The 21014-nt window shown below is 32.7% G+C and carries 16 protein-coding genes; 4 read left to right on the forward strand and 12 right to left on the reverse strand.

Translation table 11 applies throughout. The annotated features are described in order from the left end of the window. The 12 genes from AC0UBM_RS07890 to AC0UBM_RS07945 form a co-directional block, all read right to left on the reverse strand. Entirely contained in the window at nt 1–2562 is a 2562-nt protein-coding gene (locus AC0UBM_RS07890; protein ID WP_475688249.1) for a TlpA family protein disulfide reductase, read from the reverse strand. A gap of 54 nt (nt 2563–2616) precedes the next feature. After that, complete coding sequence (locus tag AC0UBM_RS07895; RefSeq protein ID WP_475688250.1) at nt 2617–4617, reverse strand: sensor histidine kinase; 2001 nt, start codon at nt 4615–4617, stop codon at nt 2617–2619. Nucleotides 4618–4865: 248 nt separating this feature from the next. Further along, nucleotides 4866–5618, reverse strand: coding sequence for a LytR/AlgR family response regulator transcription factor (locus tag AC0UBM_RS07900; RefSeq protein ID WP_382380154.1), 753 nt, complete (start codon nt 5616–5618; stop codon nt 4866–4868). Between the two features lie 39 nt (nt 5619–5657). Further along, entirely contained in the window at nt 5658–6965 is a 1308-nt protein-coding gene (locus tag AC0UBM_RS07905) for a sensor histidine kinase (RefSeq protein WP_475688251.1), read from the reverse strand. Between the two features lie 268 nt (nt 6966–7233). After that, nucleotides 7234–7995, reverse strand: a complete 762-nt coding sequence (locus tag AC0UBM_RS07910) for a hypothetical protein (RefSeq protein WP_475688252.1) — start codon at nt 7993–7995, stop codon at nt 7234–7236. A gap of 128 nt (nt 7996–8123) precedes the next feature. Continuing rightward, nucleotides 8124–8462, reverse strand: coding sequence for a hypothetical protein (locus tag AC0UBM_RS07915; RefSeq protein WP_475688253.1), 339 nt, complete (start codon nt 8460–8462; stop codon nt 8124–8126). 15 nt (nt 8463–8477) lie between these two features. Continuing rightward, nucleotides 8478–9614: a hypothetical protein gene (locus tag AC0UBM_RS07920; RefSeq protein WP_475688254.1), complete on the reverse strand. Its 1137-nt coding sequence runs from the start codon at nt 9612–9614 to the stop codon at nt 8478–8480. Nucleotides 9615–9911: 297 nt separating this feature from the next. Continuing rightward, nucleotides 9912–11060: an alpha-hydroxy acid oxidase gene (locus tag AC0UBM_RS07925; RefSeq protein ID WP_475688255.1), complete on the reverse strand. Its 1149-nt coding sequence runs from the start codon at nt 11058–11060 to the stop codon at nt 9912–9914. A gap of 10 nt (nt 11061–11070) precedes the next feature. After that, the gene (locus tag AC0UBM_RS07930) at nt 11071–11403 is read right to left on the reverse strand and encodes an L-rhamnose mutarotase (RefSeq protein ID WP_414036383.1); all 333 of its coding nucleotides are present in this window, start codon (nt 11401–11403) and stop codon (nt 11071–11073) included. Between the two features lie 6 nt (nt 11404–11409). Beyond that, nucleotides 11410–12708: an L-fucose:H+ symporter permease gene (gene fucP / locus AC0UBM_RS07935; RefSeq protein ID WP_434037532.1), complete on the reverse strand. Its 1299-nt coding sequence runs from the start codon at nt 12706–12708 to the stop codon at nt 11410–11412. 107 nt (nt 12709–12815) lie between these two features. After that, nucleotides 12816–14255 carry an aldehyde dehydrogenase gene (gene aldA / locus AC0UBM_RS07940; protein ID WP_414036381.1) on the reverse strand — a complete coding sequence of 480 codons (1440 nt, stop codon included), beginning with the start codon at nt 14253–14255 and terminating at the stop codon, nt 12816–12818. A 544-nt stretch (nt 14256–14799) separates the two neighbouring features. Beyond that, nucleotides 14800–15699 (reverse strand): helix-turn-helix domain-containing protein, encoded by a 900-nt coding sequence (locus AC0UBM_RS07945; protein ID WP_414036380.1) that lies wholly within the window; start codon nt 15697–15699, stop codon nt 14800–14802. Between the two features lie 105 nt (nt 15700–15804). On the opposite strand from AC0UBM_RS07945, the gene rhaD reads away from it, so the two are divergent. The 4 genes from rhaD (at nt 15805) to AC0UBM_RS07965 (ending at nt 20983) form a co-directional block, all read left to right on the forward strand. Continuing rightward, on the forward strand, nt 15805–16599 hold the full coding sequence (rhaD, locus tag AC0UBM_RS07950) for a rhamnulose-1-phosphate aldolase (protein ID WP_414036379.1): 795 nt from the start codon (nt 15805–15807) through the stop codon (nt 16597–16599). Between the two features lie 19 nt (nt 16600–16618). After that, nucleotides 16619–18406 carry an L-fucose isomerase gene (locus AC0UBM_RS07955; protein WP_475688256.1) on the forward strand — a complete coding sequence of 596 codons (1788 nt, stop codon included), beginning with the start codon at nt 16619–16621 and terminating at the stop codon, nt 18404–18406. A gap of 163 nt (nt 18407–18569) precedes the next feature. Next, the gene (locus tag AC0UBM_RS07960) at nt 18570–19883 is read left to right on the forward strand and encodes an FGGY family carbohydrate kinase (RefSeq protein WP_475688257.1); all 1314 of its coding nucleotides are present in this window, start codon (nt 18570–18572) and stop codon (nt 19881–19883) included. Nucleotides 19884–20224: 341 nt separating this feature from the next. Beyond that, a complete protein-coding gene (locus AC0UBM_RS07965) occupies nt 20225–20983 on the forward strand; it encodes a hypothetical protein (protein WP_475688258.1) in 759 nt (252 codons plus the stop codon). The last annotated feature ends 31 nt before the right edge of the window (nt 20984–21014 follow it).

Below are 21014 nucleotides of genomic sequence, written 5' to 3' on the forward strand. Positions count from 1 at the left end.
TTATAAATAGTCTGTAATGAGTTTTTTAAAGCTATTGACAGATGAAGAAAACTTTATCGTTTCCTTTACCACGGTTCCTTCTTTATCTACTAAAGTATAATGCGGAATACCTGTTATGTTAAACTTAATTTTTAAATAGTTCCATTCATCATTAGACACTCTGTAATGTTCACCTTTAATTTGAGGAATCATGTTGTTATAAGTCTTTTCTGGAGAAGATTGATCCGTGATATACACAAAAACAACATCTTTATCTTTCAATTCTTCTTTCATAGGTTTCATTTTTTCCATGCCTGAACGACAAGGTCCACACCAAGTTGCCCAAAAATCTACAAATATGACTTTGCCTTTATATTTCTCTATGATGGCATTAAAAACCTGATCGGCTTCTGTATTTGATGTTTTGTTTACCACATAGCCCGTTGCATTTTTATTATGTTCTATTTTCGCTAATCCTCTTTCGTTTTCATAAACCAAAAATTCTTGTACAAACGGGGTTTCAATATACTTTGATACATGTTCTAATTCTGGATTAGATAATGGTGATAATTGCTCGACAATGGGAGCAGAGATAAGCTGTGTAATAAATATATCAGACATCCAAGACTCGTCTTCATCAAATAAAGCTATTGTATTTTCAATGTATTGTCTTTGAAATTCCCCTTTAGTATATTCTTGTATTTCATTGGTATACTTTTTAGAAAAGGCTTGATCCTTATTGATTCGCTCGGTAGTATAAAAGGCTTTAAAATTTTCTTGTTCTTTTTCAGTCAATAGATTTTTCAAGGCATTTTGCGTGGCTATTTCATCATCAGAAAATGTAATATCTAAGGGTTTGGAGTAAGCAATAATAGCATCAATATTTAAACCAGCTGAATTACTAATTTCTTTACGTTCTACCTCTGTTAATTTTAAATAGATTTTACTGAATTTTTTATTAAAACTTTGTAAAACGGCCTTGTTATTGGTATTAAAATCGGCTTGCTTCTTTATAGCAACCGCATTTTCTTTATTAAATTTTATTTGCCCATTTATCAATGCCTGTTCTTCTGGTATTATAGTTACACCCTTAGATTTAAGCATTTCAGCCAATGCTATGCCTTCTGGAGGTGTTACTCCTAAATTTTTAAAGGCATTGAAAGGTTCGCTAAAACGTAAACGATTTATAAAAATTGAATATTCTGAAGTAAGTACAGCTGTTTTATTTTTGAGTATTTCAGGGGTTAAAAAACTAACATAAACACTATCTATTTTAGGTTCTTTCCCGTTTTTGCTATATATATCATAACTTAAAACCGCTCCGTAAAAGTTGTAATCTAACTTTAAACGCATCACTTGGGTTATTTTTTTACTTAAAAATCGTGTTTTAATCGCTTCATCTAATTTGGCTATTTCACTGTTATAAACCTTTATACATGCATCTTTATATTCCTGAAGCGCTATTTTTTCTATATTTCTATGAAGTTTATTATAGCCATTATAATTACGTATGTCCTTTAAGCTCGCTAAGCCTGAATTTATTTCTGCAAGATCACCCGCAAAAAACACATCATTTGGACTTCCAGAATTTATTAATTCCCAGGTTTCCTTCCCAGGCTCGAAAAATACAGATGCATTATAACCCGGAAATCTCACAAAAGCTTCTAGTGGATAAAACATAGGGAACTTTACCGAAAAACGACCATCGTCCTTAATTTTAACCAAATGCGACTCTTGATTTCCTGTAAAAATATTGTTTACAATAATCATTCCTGTTTTTTCTTTACTCAGTTCACTACTATAATTTCTAATAACCCCAGAATACGTGGTAGAATCTATTTTAAAAATATCGGACTCTAAATAGGGTACGTCATTTTCTAGTTTAAAATCTTTATTTTCAGTTCGGTTTAAACTATAGGTAGTAAGTTGCTTTTTGTTTTCTCCAAAAGCTACTGTTTTATCTGTATTTAATTTTGCGTAAATAATTTTAGTTTCATTCCCCTTTTCTAAGGTGATTTCAGATTTTGTCTTTTTGTTTTTAACGGATTTATAAGTCCATATGTCTCTGTTTATAATTGCGCGATCATAATAAAAACCATAGACCCATTCATTACTTCCATCGGTTTTTAACCAATTTCCTATTAAGTGCTTTGGTAATACAGAACCGTATTGGTCTTCGTCAATGACAAGATCATGAACGTACCAGCTTCCTTTTTCATGTCCACCAAAAAAATCGATTTTGCCTATTTCTGTTTTTACATTAGGAAAATACAATTTGTAATTTACCTCTCCTGATTCTGGTATATAATAATGCTCATCTATAGGAATACCATCTGCTTTCGTTAGAAATAATTTTTCGTCGCTATTCATGCCTTTTATATAAGTTGTTGATGGAAGGTTAATCCAATATTTAGGCTTATATTCAATATGAAAATGAAGTACGGTGGCATCCTCTAAGACTTCTATTTTGGTTATTTTCCCAGGTAAAGCATTATATCCGTATTGTGGGTTCTCAATTATTTTTTGGGAAAATCCAAATTGAATTGCTAAAAGTAGCAGTAGTGCTGTAATTTTGGTGGTCATAATGTGGTAGGTTTTAGTGAAAGTAAATTATATCTTAAGTTTATGCAATGATTTTCAGTGGTTTAATGGTAAATTAACAGTTATTGTCTTTTTAGGTACGTTTTCCCATGTTAAAGACGCGTTATCACCATAGCTTAAGCGCAGTAAATCGTTAACTGTTTGCAGTCCGTGGCCACTTATTAGACTTTTTGGGAAATCGGGTCCGTTATCGCTCACACGAATAAAGAGGTTGTTTTCTTCTTTAATTATTTGCAACGCTATTTTTGCTTCGCCTCTAATTTTAGAAATGCCGTGTTTAATAGCATTTTCAACTAAAGGTTGTAATATGTACATCGGAATTTTTTTATCCAAAATGCTTTTGTCAATATCTAACTGAAAGGTTAAGCGGTCTCCAAAACGGATTTTTTCGATGTCTAAATAGTTTTCTACCATTTGGACTTCTTCTTCTATAGTGCTCATTTTTTCACCCTTTTTATTAATGGAATACCGAAATAAATCAGATAACGACAGTGCCATTTTCTCTGTTTTGTCGGCATTGGTATGTGCTAAACCTGCAATAGAGTTTAAGGCATTATATAAAAAATGCGGATTGATGTGCGATTGTAATAATTTAAGTTCCGACTGTGCGTTTATTTCTTTTAAACGACTTAACTCGACGTCTTTTTCTTTTACTAGAGATTCGGAAAAGTGGTTTAGGTAGATTAGAACGCCTCTAGCTAAAGCAAGACTAATAGTAATAAGTAAAAACTGTAAATCGTTTAAAGAACGGTTAATTTCTCCTCCACTTGCAATAATAGTCTTAGAAAAAAAGAGCATTAAAATATAAGGAGAATATAAAAATATAAATGTTAACCCCAATTTAACAAGCAATTGATATCCAAAACTTACTTGTTTAGGTACCATTCTTTTTTCTGCTTGCCAGAATAAAAAGGATATTACCATAATAATGAGCACATTTGATAATGAAGAAAGTAATAATCCTGCAACAGCATTTGTAGAATACTCTATATCAATAAGGTATTTATATAAACCAACAAGACTAAAAAATCCTGCATGATAAATAAAAATAGCCCAGAAATAATTCCAAAAAACATCTTTAAATTTTCTGTTCCAAAAAATGCTACATGCTAAAATTAAAATTAAAAGTCCCAAAAAAGTAACCAAAGCTGTTGCGTTTTGCTTAGCCCCATCTCTATCTAAAAAAAGATTTGCATAACGCCATGGGTAGGTTCTGTAGATGTAATCCTCAAATTGGTTTTTAAAATCATCTGAGAATATTTTTTTTATTAAAAACTCATTATCTGCTAAATAGTCTGTATGAGTTAGCCTAGTTGAAGCGTTTCCGTTTTTAGAAAAGTAGTGATCTAACTTTATTCTATAACTCGGTTCGGGGTTCTCAATATTTATTGTGTGTGTGTCCCACATCGAATCAAATAGGTGTTGCTTTATAAATGCCTTTTTATCTGCAATACTAATTTTATCGGGAAAACTAAAATGTAATGTGTTTTGTAAAACGTAAGTATTCCATGTGTTTGTTCTAGAATTAATTTTTTTATAAGTAAGATCATCAAGATATAAAGTGCCACTACCGGTACCATTAGATTCAGATGGATTTGTAAAAGATAATAGTGTAGTGTAAGAGATTAATTCATCTAAGTTTTGATCAATTTTTTCCCATTCAAAATTATGATCTTTTTTTCTAATGAACGGTTCATCGGAATAGGCTCTGTAATAACTAACATGTTTTAATGGGAAAGATTTTTTTAATTCTTGTATTATTTCATTAACAACTAGACTGTCTTGAGAAGTAGCATCTTCTAAAGTAATAAGTATAGGGTCTGTGTATTTCTGCTTATAATTAGTTGATAAATCTATTCTTTCATTAGAAAATTCATATTTTACATATTCCCATAAAGAATCTTTAGGCTGTTTGCTATAGCCTTCTTTTTCAATTCTTGTTAGTAATGGTTTTTTATCACTTTCTGAAATAATTAGTGCATAAGGAATAATTAAAACAAGTACAAGCAAAGCAATTTTTATAACATCTTTCTTCATCACAGTAAATTTAAATATGTATACCACAAATAAACTTTAAAAGGCCTTTTGAAAAAATGGGTTTCGGTTAAACTGCAATATTTCTGTATAAATTGCATGTAATGTCTTTATTACTAATTCATCCAGTTTTTAATAGCGTCGTTATAACTTCTTGCAGACGTGAGACTCGAGTGACGAGAAATCTGACTCTAAAAAGATTTAACTTTATATCGTATTCGATAAAATAAACTAAGCTAAGCAAGATTATTTTACTTTAAAGAAGCTAGCGTATTTAAAGTGTGTTCTTTTTTATGCTTGGATACACTAACCATGCTTCCGTCATTCATTAAAATATAGCCACCATCTTTTTTTACAAAAGATTTTACGTGTATGCTATTAATTAAATGGGATTGGTGCGTTCTAATAAATTGATGTGAACATAGCAGATCATCCCATTCTTTTAAGGTTCGGGATACGAGTATAGAGCTACCATTGTTAAGAAAAAACAACGTATAATTGTTTTCGCTTTTACACCTTACAATCTCATCGATAGATACAAAATAAAGTTCTTCGGCTGTTGGCAATGCTATTTTTTGAGGTTGATTTATATTCTTTAAATTTTGAACTAAAAATTTCAATTTCTGATTTTCCTTTTTTTCGGAAACAACTTGAGCCACCTTGGATACAGCGTCTTTTAATTCTGAGATGGCTATAGGCTTCATTATATAATCTAAAGCACAAGATTTGATCGCTTTAAGTGCATACTTGTTATAAGCAGTTACGAAAATGACTTCAAAATTTACATTACCCATAGATTCTAACATGTCGAATCCGTTTTTGTTGGGCATTTCAATATCTAAAAGCACTAAATCTGGTTGTAATTTCGAGATGAGTTCTACCCCTTGATCGGCCGAACATGCCATGCCTACAACATCTACATTGGGGCAATTTTTATCTAGCAACCGTTTAAGATTTTCTAAATTATGGGATTCATCATCAATTATAATACTTTTAATTGTCATGCTATTTGTGTGGTAATAACCATGGCGGTTAATTAAAAATTAATAGGTTAAAGGCATATAAATTTCAACATATGTTCCTGTGTTTTTTGTGTCGTGTTCAGAGGCATCGGTAATAATCACTTTTGCATTTGTATTATAACTTTCGTTAATGAGATCGATACGGTCTTTAGCTAACCGAATGCCGTATTTTTCGCGCTTATAATGTGACGTTTTTTTTGTCTGAGCTTTTTCAATCCCAATCCCATTATCAATAATGGTACACACTAAATGGTCGACATCTAAGTTAAACAACATTTTTAACTGTCTATCACCTTGTTTTTCATTTAAACCATGAACTATAGCATTTTCTACAAAGGGCTGAATAAGCATGGCTGGAATCTCTGTGAGTTGTAAATCTAGTTCTGGATCGATGATAATATGATATTCAAAATAGAAACGTAATTTTTCCAATTCTAGATATTTTTTTATAGAGGAAATCTCGTCGTCTAAAGGGACCAAGCCTTTATCGCTTTTATCTAAAGTTAACCGCATAAGTTGAGCGAATTCGGTTAAATAATGATTTGCTTTTTCGTTATCACCTTTGTTAATAAGATTTTGTATGGCGCTTAATGCATTAAATATAAAATGAGGATTCATCTGGGACCGAATCCCTTTTAGTTGCATTTCTGTAAACTTACGTTTCGTTGTTTCTTTCTTTTTGGTTAAGGCCAATTTCCATTTAAAAAGGCAATAACTTAGTATTAAAAAGGCGAGTATTATAATAGAAATAAACCAATAGATATACTTCTGAATGAATGATTCTTTTTTAAAAACAACAGTCTCAGAAAAATGGGTATTTATAAACTGTTCGTTATTATTCGTATAATTATGGGCAAAATAATATTCTTTGTTTTCATACAAAACAAGGTAATAATGTGCCTGATCTAAAGAAATGGCATAATCTATTTTATAAACTGTATTAAAATAAGATAGTTCAGACTCTTTAATGTTTAATGTGCTCCCTAAGGTATGCCAATTCCCGATAAGAGATTCGGGTAAGGTTTTTGAATCTGTAACTTTAGCTTTAGTGAGTGTTGATATTTTATAACCTTCATCTAAAAATATACGTGTCTCATCTATTTCTGCAATATTTATATATTTTATATCAGAATTATAAGTACATGTAAAATTTAGTGATTTATCTGTTTTAAGAATTTCGTTATAATAGAACAACTCATTGTTTATAACGATGTAGTCTTGCGAAACGATAAGAACAACTTCGTTTTTGTTGTTAATCCAACTTCCTAAGTAATATTCCGAGAGCTCCGTTGGTAATATACTTACTTGCGCCATTGTTATTAAAGGCATAAGGCATAGTAAAAAAAAGAGTTTTGTGACTTTCAATGAAATACTATTTAGAATTATTTTTTTGATGTTTATAGTGCACACTAACGACACATTTTGGTTGAACTAAAACTATATATTTTTAATGTGTTTTGCTGTGGTTCTTTATGTGTCTTTTAATGCCATTTCAATCTCTTTTTTAACAGCAATTGAAGGTGCTTTATGAATTGGAATTAATCTAGTAATTATTTGTGAGTGTACGTTTTCTTTATCATGTGTTTTCCCACGTTTTTTAGTTGTCTTTTTTTATTTTAAATGGTAAATTATCTGAATGCTCTGTAAGATAGTTGCCAATATAAAGTCTTAGACTTTCGTCTTTTTCCATGAGTTTATATAATTTGTTTTTAGCATTTACTAATAGCGTATTGTGGTTTAGACTGTCAGGGTTTTTTATAGCATCTGAATAATTAATTCTAGTATTCGAAATAAATTCTGGCTGTTCACCTTTTTTCTTTACTCCATTAATTATAGCTTCGTATGTAAGTGCTTCTATTAAAGTGACATCTCTAATTGCGTTTAAGTCTTGAAAATCATTTCCGCCCGAACAGATTTTTATTCTAAAATCATTTCCAACGTCTACTATAACAAAGAACCTTGAAGCTACTTCTAAAATCTCATCCATTGAAAAGCTTTCATATTCTTGCTCTTTAAGATTTGCTAATCTTGAGAAATTTGAAATGAATTTTTTTTCGTTAATCTGTTTTAAAAATATTTTATTTATTGCTAAAGTATCTGGGTATAACTTTTCAAGAGTGTCTGCTTCTATTTTGTTAGAAAAGAAATAAGCGAATCGAGATCTATGATTATTAATAAACACTCCAATACTATCATTAGAGGGTTTAATTCGAGGTATTATAAGACTTAAAGCTTTGTCGTCATTTTTATCTTTGTAATACTCTAGGTCGATATAATTATCAGGATTTATTTTGTTTTTTGTGCTACAGCTAATTGCCGTAAAAATCAATAGCATTAAGGTGAGTTTTTTTTTACTCATTAGGCTGTGTTTTTTGTTGTTATTATCAAAGTTAGATGTTTCTTAAAATTGGGTGTAATGTATGTGCATGTTTAGTTGTGAGAATTTTGTTAGACATCGAGTATAAGCAATAAATTAAATAAGCTATTCTAATTCATTCCAAATGTTTTCATAGTATCACTTTCTATAGTCAAAACAATAATTTCCCAATTGGCAGTTAAACGACTTTTTTGGTCTTCAACGCTTACTTTTAATTTTTCATGTGCTTTGTTAGATTTAAAAATAAAATTGCCTTTATTTCCTGTAAATTTAAATTTATAAGGTGTATGTAGTCCTTTTGTTGTTTTTCCGTTTTGTACCATATCAAATACAATTGGATGTTCAGAAGTGATTTTAAAAACTCTTTCGTTCTCAACATTGAAATTTGTAAACGAAAATGTGATAAAAATAGCTAGAATTCCGATTACAGATAAGATTGCTTTTTTCATGATTTTATAAATGTGTTATTGTAATTTCTCGTATCGCATATCTGGATAGCCGCGAGGTGTTAAAACATAAGTATGGTCTATTTTAGTTGCTCTGTAATAATCGTAAGTGCCTTTGTCATAAAGAATAAACCAAACGTCTTCGCCTGATTGAGATTCTACAACTTGAACAATTTGTTTGTTTTTACTGCCTTTTATATCTGTAGTGTTTTTTGCGTTGTTATAAAGATAATCCTTCGAGATTATTATTTTGTTGCCTGAATCATTTTTTAAACCCCATGTGCCAATCATGTCTTTAGGTACTTTATTACTACCTGGTTTTTTTTCTAAAGTGCTTAATTTCCGATTTCTAATGGTCATACTTGTCTCGTTAAGGTCTAGAACTTCAAAACCACCATTCGAAAAACTTAAGATAAATTTTGTGTCGCTAATTTTAACCATGTTTTGATAATACTGAATCCTAGAATCGAACATGACATAATCTTCGGTCGTAATAAGTATAAGTGTACCGTATTTATCATACCAATTTCCAAAAAATGAATGAGGTAAGTCTTTAGGAAGCATATTGTTAGCGCCTAAATTTAGTGTTTCTTCTACAACAACAAAATCTGTTTCGGTAAACATTCTGGGGCCTGTTTTAATGGTCCAGCCATTATTGGTCTTTGGAGTTATAGAGAACCCTGTTTGTATGGAGTACTTAGAAGCCTTAATTTGATTTGAACGATTAATGAAGTTTATACCATCTTTAGTAAGGTCTAATTTGTAGATATTCCAATTACCTCCAGGATTAGATTCTCCAAAATTAATTTTCTTTATATCTGTTGGTAATGGAGGGAAAAATAATTTGTATCGAATCTCGTCCGAATTGGTTAGGGTGTGTTTTTTTTTCATTTCAATGCCGTCGGACTTCGTAACGTATAAGCGCCCATCAGAAGCGCGAGCATCTTCAATATATGTTTTTTTAGGGATGAAAATCCAGGATCCTATTGGCAATTTTATATGAAAATGAAGAATTGTGGCCTCTTCTGTAAGTTCAACTTTTGTTATGGTCCCAGAAAGATTACTAGAAACATAATCCGGATTATTAATTGTTTTCTGTGCATTCACACTTATAGTAAACATAAAAATGAATAAAAAGAACAAATGATTTTTCATAGTCTGTATGTTTTATTCAAATATACTCTAGGTATTTGGGTAAATAGTTGCCAAATTAGAATTTGGCCTCATAAAATGAGTAATTGGCAGACATAAGCTAGAAAAGTAAGATGTCTTATGTGTAACGTCAATTAAAATGAATCAGATGGAAGTCTCCATGAGACTACTTTAAAGCGTCTTAGACGAAAAGACTATTTGGGTGTTTCGCAATTGTGGTAAGACGAGTTTATACCCTATTTTTATAGCGCAAAAAAATAAACCCAAGAAAAAAATAAATTCTTGGGTTCTTAATATATGTTACTTAATTAAATGTTGAGGTAAGTTTTGAACTTTTTCGCAGCAAAGTTGTTCCATAACTTGCTGAAATTCCCGTTTCATTAAGGAAATGGTATGGTTTCCTCCGTCTTTGCCTAGTGCACCTACACCGTACATAAAACTACGTCCCATAAAGGTGAATTCGGCTCCATTTGCCATGGCTCTAGCAATATCTGGACCACCACGTAAACCTGAGTCTACCATGATTTTAATATCGTTTTTGTACTTTTTAGCCAAATGGGTCATAGGCACGATTGAGGATTGTCCCGCGTCTAATTGTCTGCCACCGTGATTGGATACAATTAAGCCATCGACCCCCAAATTAATGGCTTTTTGCGCATCCATTTCGTTCACCACACCTTTAATTACCAATTTCCCTTTCCATTGGTCTCGAATAGAGGCAATGCGATCTTCGTTAAGTCTCCCAGAAAAGGTAACATCCATAAATTCGCCTAACTTTTTTAAATTTAAGCCTTTAGGCATATAAGGTTCCAACGTTTTAAAAGCAGGTTGCCCATGAATTAAAGTTTGAATAGCCCAATCGGGTTTCTTTAAAACTTCAATAATATTTTTTAGGCTCATAGAAGGCGGCATGGCTAAACCATTTCTTACATCTCTTGGTCGGTATCCAAACGTAGGAACATCTGCTAAGATGACTAAAACATCGGTTCCGGCATGTGCTGCCCGATCTAATAAATCGCGTTTTACTTGCTCTTCGGCAGGATGATATAATTGAAACCAAGATTTTCCTTCTGTCAATTCTGCTACGCGTTCAATACTAGACGTGGTCACGGTACTTAAAATAAAAGGGACATTATGATTAAATGCGGCTTTGGCTAAAATTTCTGGCGAGTTTGGCCACATTAAACCTTGAAGTCCAACTGGTGCGATACCAAAAGGGGCATCGTAAATGTGTCCAAACAATTCAGTTCTTAAGTCTGATGTATCAAATTTTGATAAGTACTGAGGCATCAACTCAATTTTCTGAAGGTCGGTACGATTTTTATCTAAATTAATATCTTCGTTACATCCGCCATCTAAATACTCAAAAGCAAATTTTGGCATTTTTACCTTCGCTCTTTTTCTTAAATCTGTAACCGAAGGATATTTTGGATTTATTTTTATTTCCATGCTAATAATTCTAAACTTTTAATTGATATATGTTTTCCATTAAAACCCATTTTTCTCCTTTTTTAGCAATTGGAAGGGCTTGTTGGTACGTCCACATTAAGGTTTCCCATTGGTCTATTTTTGCTTTTACCTGATCGGATTGTGAACGGTTATCTAATGGCGTATTACTGCCCTCTTCTGTAATCATAAATAGGCGATTACCTACATGATAGATTTCCATAACTTCTATGCCAGAATCTAAAATACTTTGTTCAATTTCTGGCCAAACGTTTTTGTGATACTCAATATATTCTTTAATTAATGTCTCGTCATCAACTAAATCTAATGCATAGCAATATCTCATATGTTGTTATTTATAAACTTTTAATGTTCTGTAGCCATAAAAAGCAATAACACAAAAACATATAAAAGGAAGAATAAAAGAAAAGTTTACACCAGAAAAAGGTCCTATGCTTTCCATATCTATTAAAGTACCTTGTAATATTGGCATTAATGCGCCTCCTACGATAGCCATAACTAAACCTGCGGCACCTAATGCTGTGTCGTCTTCTTCTAAACCGTCTAAAGCAATTCCGTAAATGGTAGGGAACATTAAAGACATAAAAGCCGATGTTGCTACTAATAAGTATAACCCTAATATGCCTTCAATTAAAATAACGCCTGAAATTGTAGCCATTGCACACAATGCGAAAATCATTAGTAATTTTTTAGCATTTACATATTTCATTAAGAATGTACTAACAAACCTGCTCAATAAAAATATGGTCATGGCAATAATATTGTAATTCTGCGCCTCTGCCTTAGGTATGCCTAGGTTACCTGCGTATTGAATGATAAAAGTCCAACACATAATTTGAGCGGCAACATAAAATAACTGAGCGAGAACACCTTCTTTGTATTTTCCGTTTTTGAATAATCTCTGAAAAGAAGATTTAGCACTAGTGTATTTCTTGTTCTTCTTAGTGTCTGGCATTTTTGTTATTGAAATAATTACTAGCATGGCAATGACTACAAAGCCAAGAATAACATAAGGATCTCTAATAATCGCTAAATCGTGAGTTCTAATGATGGCTTTTTGCGCCTCGTCTAAGGTGTTAAAAATTAATTCGCCTGCTTCGTTTCTTTTATCAGAATCTAAGGCAACAAGTATGAATTTTGAAGCGACAAACATTCCGAAAAGTGACCCTATAGGATTAAAAGCTTGTGCTAAGTTTAGACGTTGGGTGGCGGTACGTTCGTCTCCCATTGAAAGAATAAATGGGTTAGCTGTTGTTTCTAAAAACGCCAATCCGAAAGTTAAAATATAAAGCGATCCTAGGAAGAAACCAAAGACTTCAAATTCTGCCGCAGGATAAAATAATAAGGCCCCGATGGCATATAATGTTAATCCTAAAATAATCCCTGATTTATAACTGTATTTTCTAACAAATAATGCGGCTGGAATAGCCATTGTAGCATAACCGCCATAAAAAGCGAGTTGTACTAAGGCGGCCTTAGCTGTAGATATTTCCATAACGGTTCCGAATGCCGCTACCATAGGATTGGTAATATCGTTAGCAAAACCCCAAAGCGAGAATAAGGAGGTTATAATTATAAAAGGAATTAATACCTCTTTAGAAACTACAGGGATTTTTTCGGTGGTGTTCATAATGGTTATTTGGTTAGTTTGTTTAAAAAGCAAACACTATTCTGTGTATAGATACTAATTTCTCTACGAATTGAATAGTGTTTGCTAGTTTATATTTCTTAATTATATTATCTGTACTGCGCGTAGATCACTTTAGTTTGAAGATACTCTTCCATACCATGTTTTCCATCTGCTCCACCAATACCAGATTTTTTCCAACCTGCGTGGAATCCTTGAATAGCTTCAAAATGTTCTCTGTTAATATAAGTTTCGCCATATTGTAACTCTTCAGCAGCATGCATTACTTTGTTAAAGTTTTCTGAGAAGATAGAAGATGTTAATCCAAATTCACAATCGTTTGCTAAAGCAATAGCTTCGTCTAATGTGCTAAATTTCATGACTGGTAAAACAGGACCAAATACTTCTTCCTGAATAATTTGCATGTTCTGTTTTACATTGGTTAGTAATGTTGGTTGGTAAAAGTAACCTTTATCAAAACCTGGAGTTCTAGTGCCTCCAACAACAACTTCTGCACCTTCTTTTTTAGCGAATTCAACCATTTCAGAAACTTTATCCAATTGTGCCTTAGAGACTAGAGCACTCATATCTGGATTGTTTTTAGAGAAGGCGTCTTCTACTTTTAAAGATTTCATTTTTTTGGCAACCATATCCAAGAATTGGTCGTGAATAGATTCTTCTACATAAAGACGCTCTGCACAATTACATACTTGTCCGCTAAAGGTAACTCTAGAGGTTACAACAGCGTTAACAGCCAATTCTAAATTAGCATCTGCACACACAATTGCAGGCGCTTTACCTCCTAATTCTAACGATACTTTTGTAATATTTTTAGAAGCCGCTTCCATTACCATTTGTCCAGCTCCAACACTACCAGTTAAACTAATAATACCTGTAATTGGACTAGATGAAAGTGCATTACCTACAATACTACCTTTACCACAAACATAGTTTAGTACACCTGCAGGAACGCCTATTTTTGAGATTAATTTAGCGAATTCCATTACGGTGTTAGGTGCTATAGAACTTGGATTAATTACACAAGTGTTACCTGTAATTAAAGACCCTGCAACTTTTCTAGCCATAACAAAGAATGGGAAGTTCCAAGGTAAAATTCCAACGGCTACTCCAATAGGTGCTTTATGTAAAAAGATGTGTTCTTTACTTCTGTCACTCTGAATAATTTCTCCTTCAATACGTCTTGCAAAACCTGCATAATAATCAAAATAGTCGGCAGTAACATCAATTTCAACTTGTGCTAATCCCATAACCTTAGCCTGTTCTGCAGCTAGCGTTTCTGCTAAAAACACACGGTTATCACGAATAACATCTGCCATTTTATTTAAATAGTTACCTCTTTCAATTGCAGGAAGAGATTTCCAAGCATGTTGAGAGGCTTGAGCAGCGTCCAATGCTAATTCAGCATCTTTAACACTTCCAATAGGCATTAATGATAAAACTTCTTCGGTGCAAGGATTTAAAATTTCAATGACATCTGTAGACGTCGATTTTACAAATTTTCCATTTATGTACTGTTCAAATGTTTTCATGTTCTATTTTTTTTAATTCAGTTTTAATTAGGTTTCGATTGTTTGTGATTGTATTTAATTTAAAGATAAAGCTAAATACTAATTGTATTGACAAAATATACTGACCAAATTTATATTATATTTAGTTTTTATTAATTATCTATAACAATCAATAATATGTATAATTTAAACATTGATGATATTAAGGTTTTTGTACAGCATGTTTAGGTTTAATAGCTATAATTTGAAATTTTATTAAAGGATTATTTAGCTATTAGATGGTCTGTGTACTCGAAATAAATATAATAGAAAATGGGCTTAAAACCCTTTACAACCAACATGATACTAGTAATCTATAAGAAATAGATATTTAGTATTTCTAAAATAAATAAGAGTAATTTCTGGGTTTAAGATGATGTTGTTGTATTGTTTCTGGTGATTGATTCTTCAAATTAATCCGCAGTAAGGACCATGATCTTAATAGATTTAGATCGGTTTAAAAATAAGATAATAAACAATCAGGGTGTAATTGTCGGTATGTGTGAAAGAGGAAATTGCAAATAAACTAAATGTACTTTTCCTCTTTGTAAGAAGCAGGCGAAAGTCCGATAACAGATTTGAAAACTCTTGAAAAATGGAAGCGATCAGAGAACCCTAATACAAAAGAAACTTCTTCAATAGTTTTGTTTGTGTGTTCAAACAGGACGCAAGCTTTTGCAATTTTTCTGTTCTGAATAAAACTATGTAAGGTTATATTCATCTCAATTTTAAATAATCTAGCAAAAGAGTTAGGAGCCATATTTGTAATGGCCGCCAATTCGGGATTACTTAATTTTTTATTGATATTAATTTCAATATAACGAATTACTTTTAGTACACGCTCGTCTATATTAATAGCCTTCCATAATTCTGGTCCTATATTAGTTAAGGCTTCTTTAATAAAGGCTTGTAGCTTTAAGTTAAAGGTTAGTTTAAAATCTGTATTCTCTATTTTTAATCGGCTTGTCAGGTAGTCTAAACGATCTTTTAAATAGTCTGTTAATTCTATTTTTAAAATCCCTGGATAAACATTGTCAAACGGCACCCCTAAATTAAAATGAATAAATAAATGTATTAACGAGGAGTCTACGTAATGGTCTTCGTTAATGGTACTAGTAACGTGTTTCCCGTTAACATGTATGCCGTTGGAATACACATGATTTTTGGTGAATCGGGACGAAAACGAAGTGAAGGGCGGTATAATATAAAGACAATTGGGATCCATTTCGAATATGTTATCGCGATGAATCAGTTCGCCTCCTGTATTTCTATTCCAATACAATCTCCAATACGGGAATACCATATCGTGACAATCCCATAAATCGAGTATCCAATATCTGCAACACAATACTTTTAAATTTAGATCTATAAAGTTTTGCTTGTTAGAAGACGGATCTCCCAGTTGGATATCTTTTACAATTTTCATTAAATCAATTAATGTTTGAATTAGATACAAAAATACAGATTTTAAATATTATTAAAATGATACTATGAAAGTATTTTTGTGTAATAAATTTTTATTTAAACATATATGAAAACTTTAAAACTCCCAATAGAAGTACAAGCCGAATTGAAAAAAGTATCTACGGTAGCTGGTTATTTATGGCAACGTGAATGGGCAGAGCGAAATGCTGGAAACATTTCAATGAACTTAACCTCTTTTTTTAGCAAAGAAGAAGTTCAAGGCATTGGAGAGGAAGTTCCTTTCGATTTTCCTAAGGAATGTGCAGGATTTGTAATTTATATTACAGGAACTGGATGTTACTTAAGAGACTTGGTAGATATGTTAGAAGAAGTGTCTTGCATTCTTTATATCAACGAAGATGCAACAGCATATTCTATTATTTGGGGAGGAAAACGCGATAATTTCGGACCTACATGCGAATTAATTTCTCATGCAAGTATCCACTTATTTAACTCGCAACACCACCCAGAAAATTTAGCGGTAGTACATACGCATCCTTTAGAATTGATTTGTATGAGTCACCACGAATTATTTGATGATGAAGAAGAATTAAACAGACAAATTTGGATGATGTGTCCTGAGGTAAAAGTATTTGTTCCAAAAGGAATTCACTGTACACCTTACGCATTATCTAGTACGGCAGCCTTAGCAAAAGTGACTATCGATGCCTTTAAAACTCGAAATGTGTCTTTATGGGAAAAGCACGGTGCTACCGCAACAGCTCCAGATGTAATGAAAGCTTGGGACTTTTTAGATGTTGCAAATAAAGGCGCAAAATTATTAATGATGTGTTGGGCTTCCGGGTTTAAACCAGCGGGTTTATCTAACGATCAGCTAACCGAATTAGAACAATTTACATAATAGAAAAGCATTAGAAACAATGAGCAGATTAATAGGTAGGTTACCAAAAGTAGGAATTCGTCCAACTATTGACGGACGTGAATTAGGAGTGAGAGAATCTTTAGAGGTTCAGTGTATGGATATGGCCAAAGCGGCCGCAAAATTAATAGAAGAAACACTACGTTTCCCTAGTGGGGAAAAAGTAGAATGCGTTATCGCAGATACCACTATTGGTGGTGTTGCAGATGCCGCGGCTTGTGCAGATAAATTTAAAAGAGAAGGTGTAGAAGTGTCTTTAACAGTAACACCATGTTGGTGCTATGGTACAGAAGTTATGGATACAGATCCGTTAATACCTAAAGCCGTTTGGGGATTTAATGGTACAGAACGACCAGGTGCTGTGTATTTAGCAGCAGCCTTGGCCGGATATTCTCAAAAAGGATTACCAGCTTTTGGTATTTATGGAAAAGAAGTTCAGGATGGAGGCGATACATCTATTCCTGTTGATGTGTCTGAGAAAATTTTACGTTTCGTAAAAGGGGCTTTAGCAGTGGCCCAAATGAAAGGAAAATCGTATTTATCTATCGGGTATAGCTCTATGGGTATTGCAGGTTCTATGGTCGATGTTAACTTTTTACAAGACTATTTAGGAGTGCGTGCAGAATTCGTAGAATCTGTAGAACTTTTAAGACGTATTGAGCATAACATCTTCGATCAAGACGAGTATAAAAAAGCATTGGCGTGGACAAAAGAAAATTGTATAGAAGGTCCAGATCGTAACAGTAAAGAATCTCAAAAATCGGCTGAGGTTAAAGAGAAAGAATGGGAAAAAGTTGTGAAAATGACTTTAATCTGTAAAGATTTAATGAACGGAAACCCTAAACTTAAGGAAATGGGATTCGGAGAAGAATCTAAAGGTAGAAATGCCATTATGGGAGGATTCCAAGGACAACGTCAGTGGACAGACTACCAACCTAATGCAGATTTTACAGAGTCTATTCTAAATTCGTCTTTCGATTGGAACGGTATTCGTCAAGCTTATATTTTTGCTACGGAAAATGATTGTTTAAATGCCATTTCAATGTTGTTTGGTCATTTATTAACCAATACTGCACAACTATTCTCGGATGTACGTACGTACTGGAGTCCAGAATCGGTAGAGCGTGTTACGGGTAAAAAATTAACTGGTTTAGCCGAAAACGGAATTATTCACCTTATTAATTCTGGTTCTACAACTTTAGATGCTACAGCACAGCAATTAGATGCCGATGGTAACCCAACAATGAAACCATTCTGGGATATTACCGAAGACGATGTACAAAGATGTTTAGATAATACGAAATGGCCTCCTGCTACTGTGGAGTATTTTAGAGGTGGTGGATTTTCATCTAACTTTTTAACTAAAGGTCAGATGCCATTAACCATGTGTAGAATAAACCTTATTAAAGGAATTGGACCTGTATTACAAATTGCAGAAGGGTGGAGTGTAGAGCTTCCAGAAGATATTCACAATGTATTAAACGATAGAACAGATCCAACTTGGCCAACAACTTGGTTCGTGCCAAGAACTACGGGTAAAGGTGCGTTTAAGGACGTATACACAGTAATGGCTAAATGGGGAGCAAATCACGGTGCTATTTCTCACGGACATATTGGAGCAGATTTAATTTCTCTAGCAGCGATGTTACGCATTCCTGTAAATATGCATAATGTAGATGAAAATGATGTGTTTAGACCAAGTGCATGGGCAGCCTTCGGAGAGCAATTAGAAGGAGCAGATTATCGCGCTTGTGATAATTATGGTCCGTTATACGGATTTAAAGGATAATATTTTTTTTCAAGAAGACTCGTCTTTAGTTGTTTTGTAGTGGTTTATTAGTTTGACGAGTCTTTTTTTTTTGTTTTTTTTTATTGGTAATGAATTTGTTTTCTCCAGTTGATGTTTATTCAACATGGAGAAGACTTTTCATTGCAAAATTTTAAGTATCAGTATGGAAAAAGTTATAGCAATTGTCGATATCGGAAAGACCAATAAGAAGATCTTTTTATTCGATAAAACATTTAGTATCGTGTATCAGAAATCGGTTAAGTTTGACGAAGTAACAGACGATGACGGATACTGTTGCGACGATTTAGATGCTATTGAAACTTGGGTTAAAAATGGTATTAAAACCATTCAGGACGAAGGTAAATATCAAATAAAAGCCATAAACTTTTCTACACATGGTGCATCATTGGTGTATTTAAATAAAAACGGCGAGCGTATTACCCCGCTGTATAATTATTTAAAGCCATTAGATTTAAACGATTATAGTGATTTTTATGAGTCCCAAGGTGGAACAGCAGAGTTTTCAAGAAAAACAGCTTCGCCAGCCTATGGGATGTTAAATACAGGGATACAAATGTTGTCCCTTAAAAGAAATAAACCAGACATTTGGGAACACGTACATGCTATTTTACATTATCCCCAATACTTAAGTTATCTTTTTACAGGTAAAATTACAGCAGATTTTACGTCTGTTGGAGCGCATACAGCGACTTGGGATTTCGATAAAATGGCTTACCATTCTTGGTTAAAAGATGAAAACATTACGCTTCCAGAACCTTGTGAGGGGAATGAAGCTGTAATAACAAAAATTAACGGAGAGACTATTGCCGTAGGAACAGGTCTACATGACAGCTCCTCTTCAATTATTCCGATTTTAGAAAACGAAAATAACAACGATTTTGTGCTGTTGTCTACAGGAACATGGATTATAACCATGAATCCTTTTAGTAAAGAAACCTTAACGCAACATCAGCTACAAAATAATTGTTTGTGTTTTATGACGCCAGAAAAGCAACAAGTAAAATCTTCAATGCAATTCTTAGGACGTATTCACGAAGTCTATATTAAAACGTTAAGCGATTTCTATAAAGTAGATATAGATTATCACCTAGATTTAGTTTTAAACACCACACTTTGTAAAGAGCTAATAGAACAAAATGCCCGTGTGTTTTTATCGGAAGGTATCGATACCGATTTCGAGGCACACCCAGAATATCTTCAGAATTTTCTGTCTTACGAAACGGCTTATTATCAATTAATTTACGAAATAAGTAAGAAAGTTATTTCGGCCATCGAATTAATTTCCGATGAAAAAGCAACGTTAAAAGACGTCTACATATCAGGAGGTTTTAATAAGAATAAAATTTTTATAGCCTTCTTAGAAATTTTAAAACCTAGCATAACCATAAAGATTTCAGATTGTAAAAATGAAAGTGCTTTAGGTGCAGCTCTATTGATGAAAGATTATTTAAAATAGAAATATAATATTACAGGGTAGAAGTATTTATTTGCCACCATTAAGTTTGTCTAGAATAACCAATAAAATGCAGAGCGAAATTAGGTTGGCTATAACTTGAAATGAAGGAGTTATTTTTTACAGTTTCAATGTTGCATGTTTGTTTACAAAATAGTGTCTTCAATACAAGGCTTAGACACATTTTTATATTTATTGTAATAAGCTAAAATCTAACTGTTTTTCATTTTCTTGTCCATAAGATATCTTGTGAAAAAAATATTAAAAAACTTATAAGGTTTACGGTTTGCCGTAAGATATAATAGGGGTAACCATTTACATTTGTGTTAAATTAAATAAGCCTTATGAGAAAACCAAACCTTATTATGTCCCTGTGTTTAGGGACTTTATTAGCTGTAAGTTGTAGCAGTTCCACTTCAGATGAATTCGAAGAAGCCAATGGAAGCGTTGAGTATAAATTAATTAAAAACGTAACTTATAATTCAGCCGAAAATCCTTGGGAAAATCGAGTGATTACTCTAAACTATAATTCTGATGGAATCTTAAATACGATAAGTAACGGAGAGGAGTCAAGTGTTTTTGTGTATGAAAATGATCAACTTACAAATGTAACAGGTGGCGGAGACGCGTTTAATGTAGAAGAACTTTTTGCTTCGCCTTACAATGCTTATGAGACTGGCCAAGTCGAAGAATACGACGATAATGGTAATCCTAAATTAATTATGTTCTTCGAAGAAGAGTACGATAATGAAACCTATGAGTACATTAATAAGGAATATACAGCCGAATTTAAATACGACGATGCACCAAATCCATATTACTATACTTTAGAATCAGCCGGAATTATTGATGCTCTAGATAAAGTAAAATTAAATTTTAGTTTATTACAATCTTCAGAAATAGTAAAAGCTAAGTTATTATTTCCTTTAAATAATCCATCCCAAATTATTTATAAAAATGAGCTCGGAAAAATTGTATTGACTTTAAATGCAAACTATGATTATGACGCAGATAATTATCCAAAAACAGCAGCATTAACTTCTGTTGATTCTAGGCATAACGAAACATCTAATTCTACCCTTATTTATACTTACGTAAATTAATTTACTTAATAGTATTAGGTAGAATAAAATA

It is taken from the genome of Formosa sp. F44 (genome assembly GCF_056238645.1).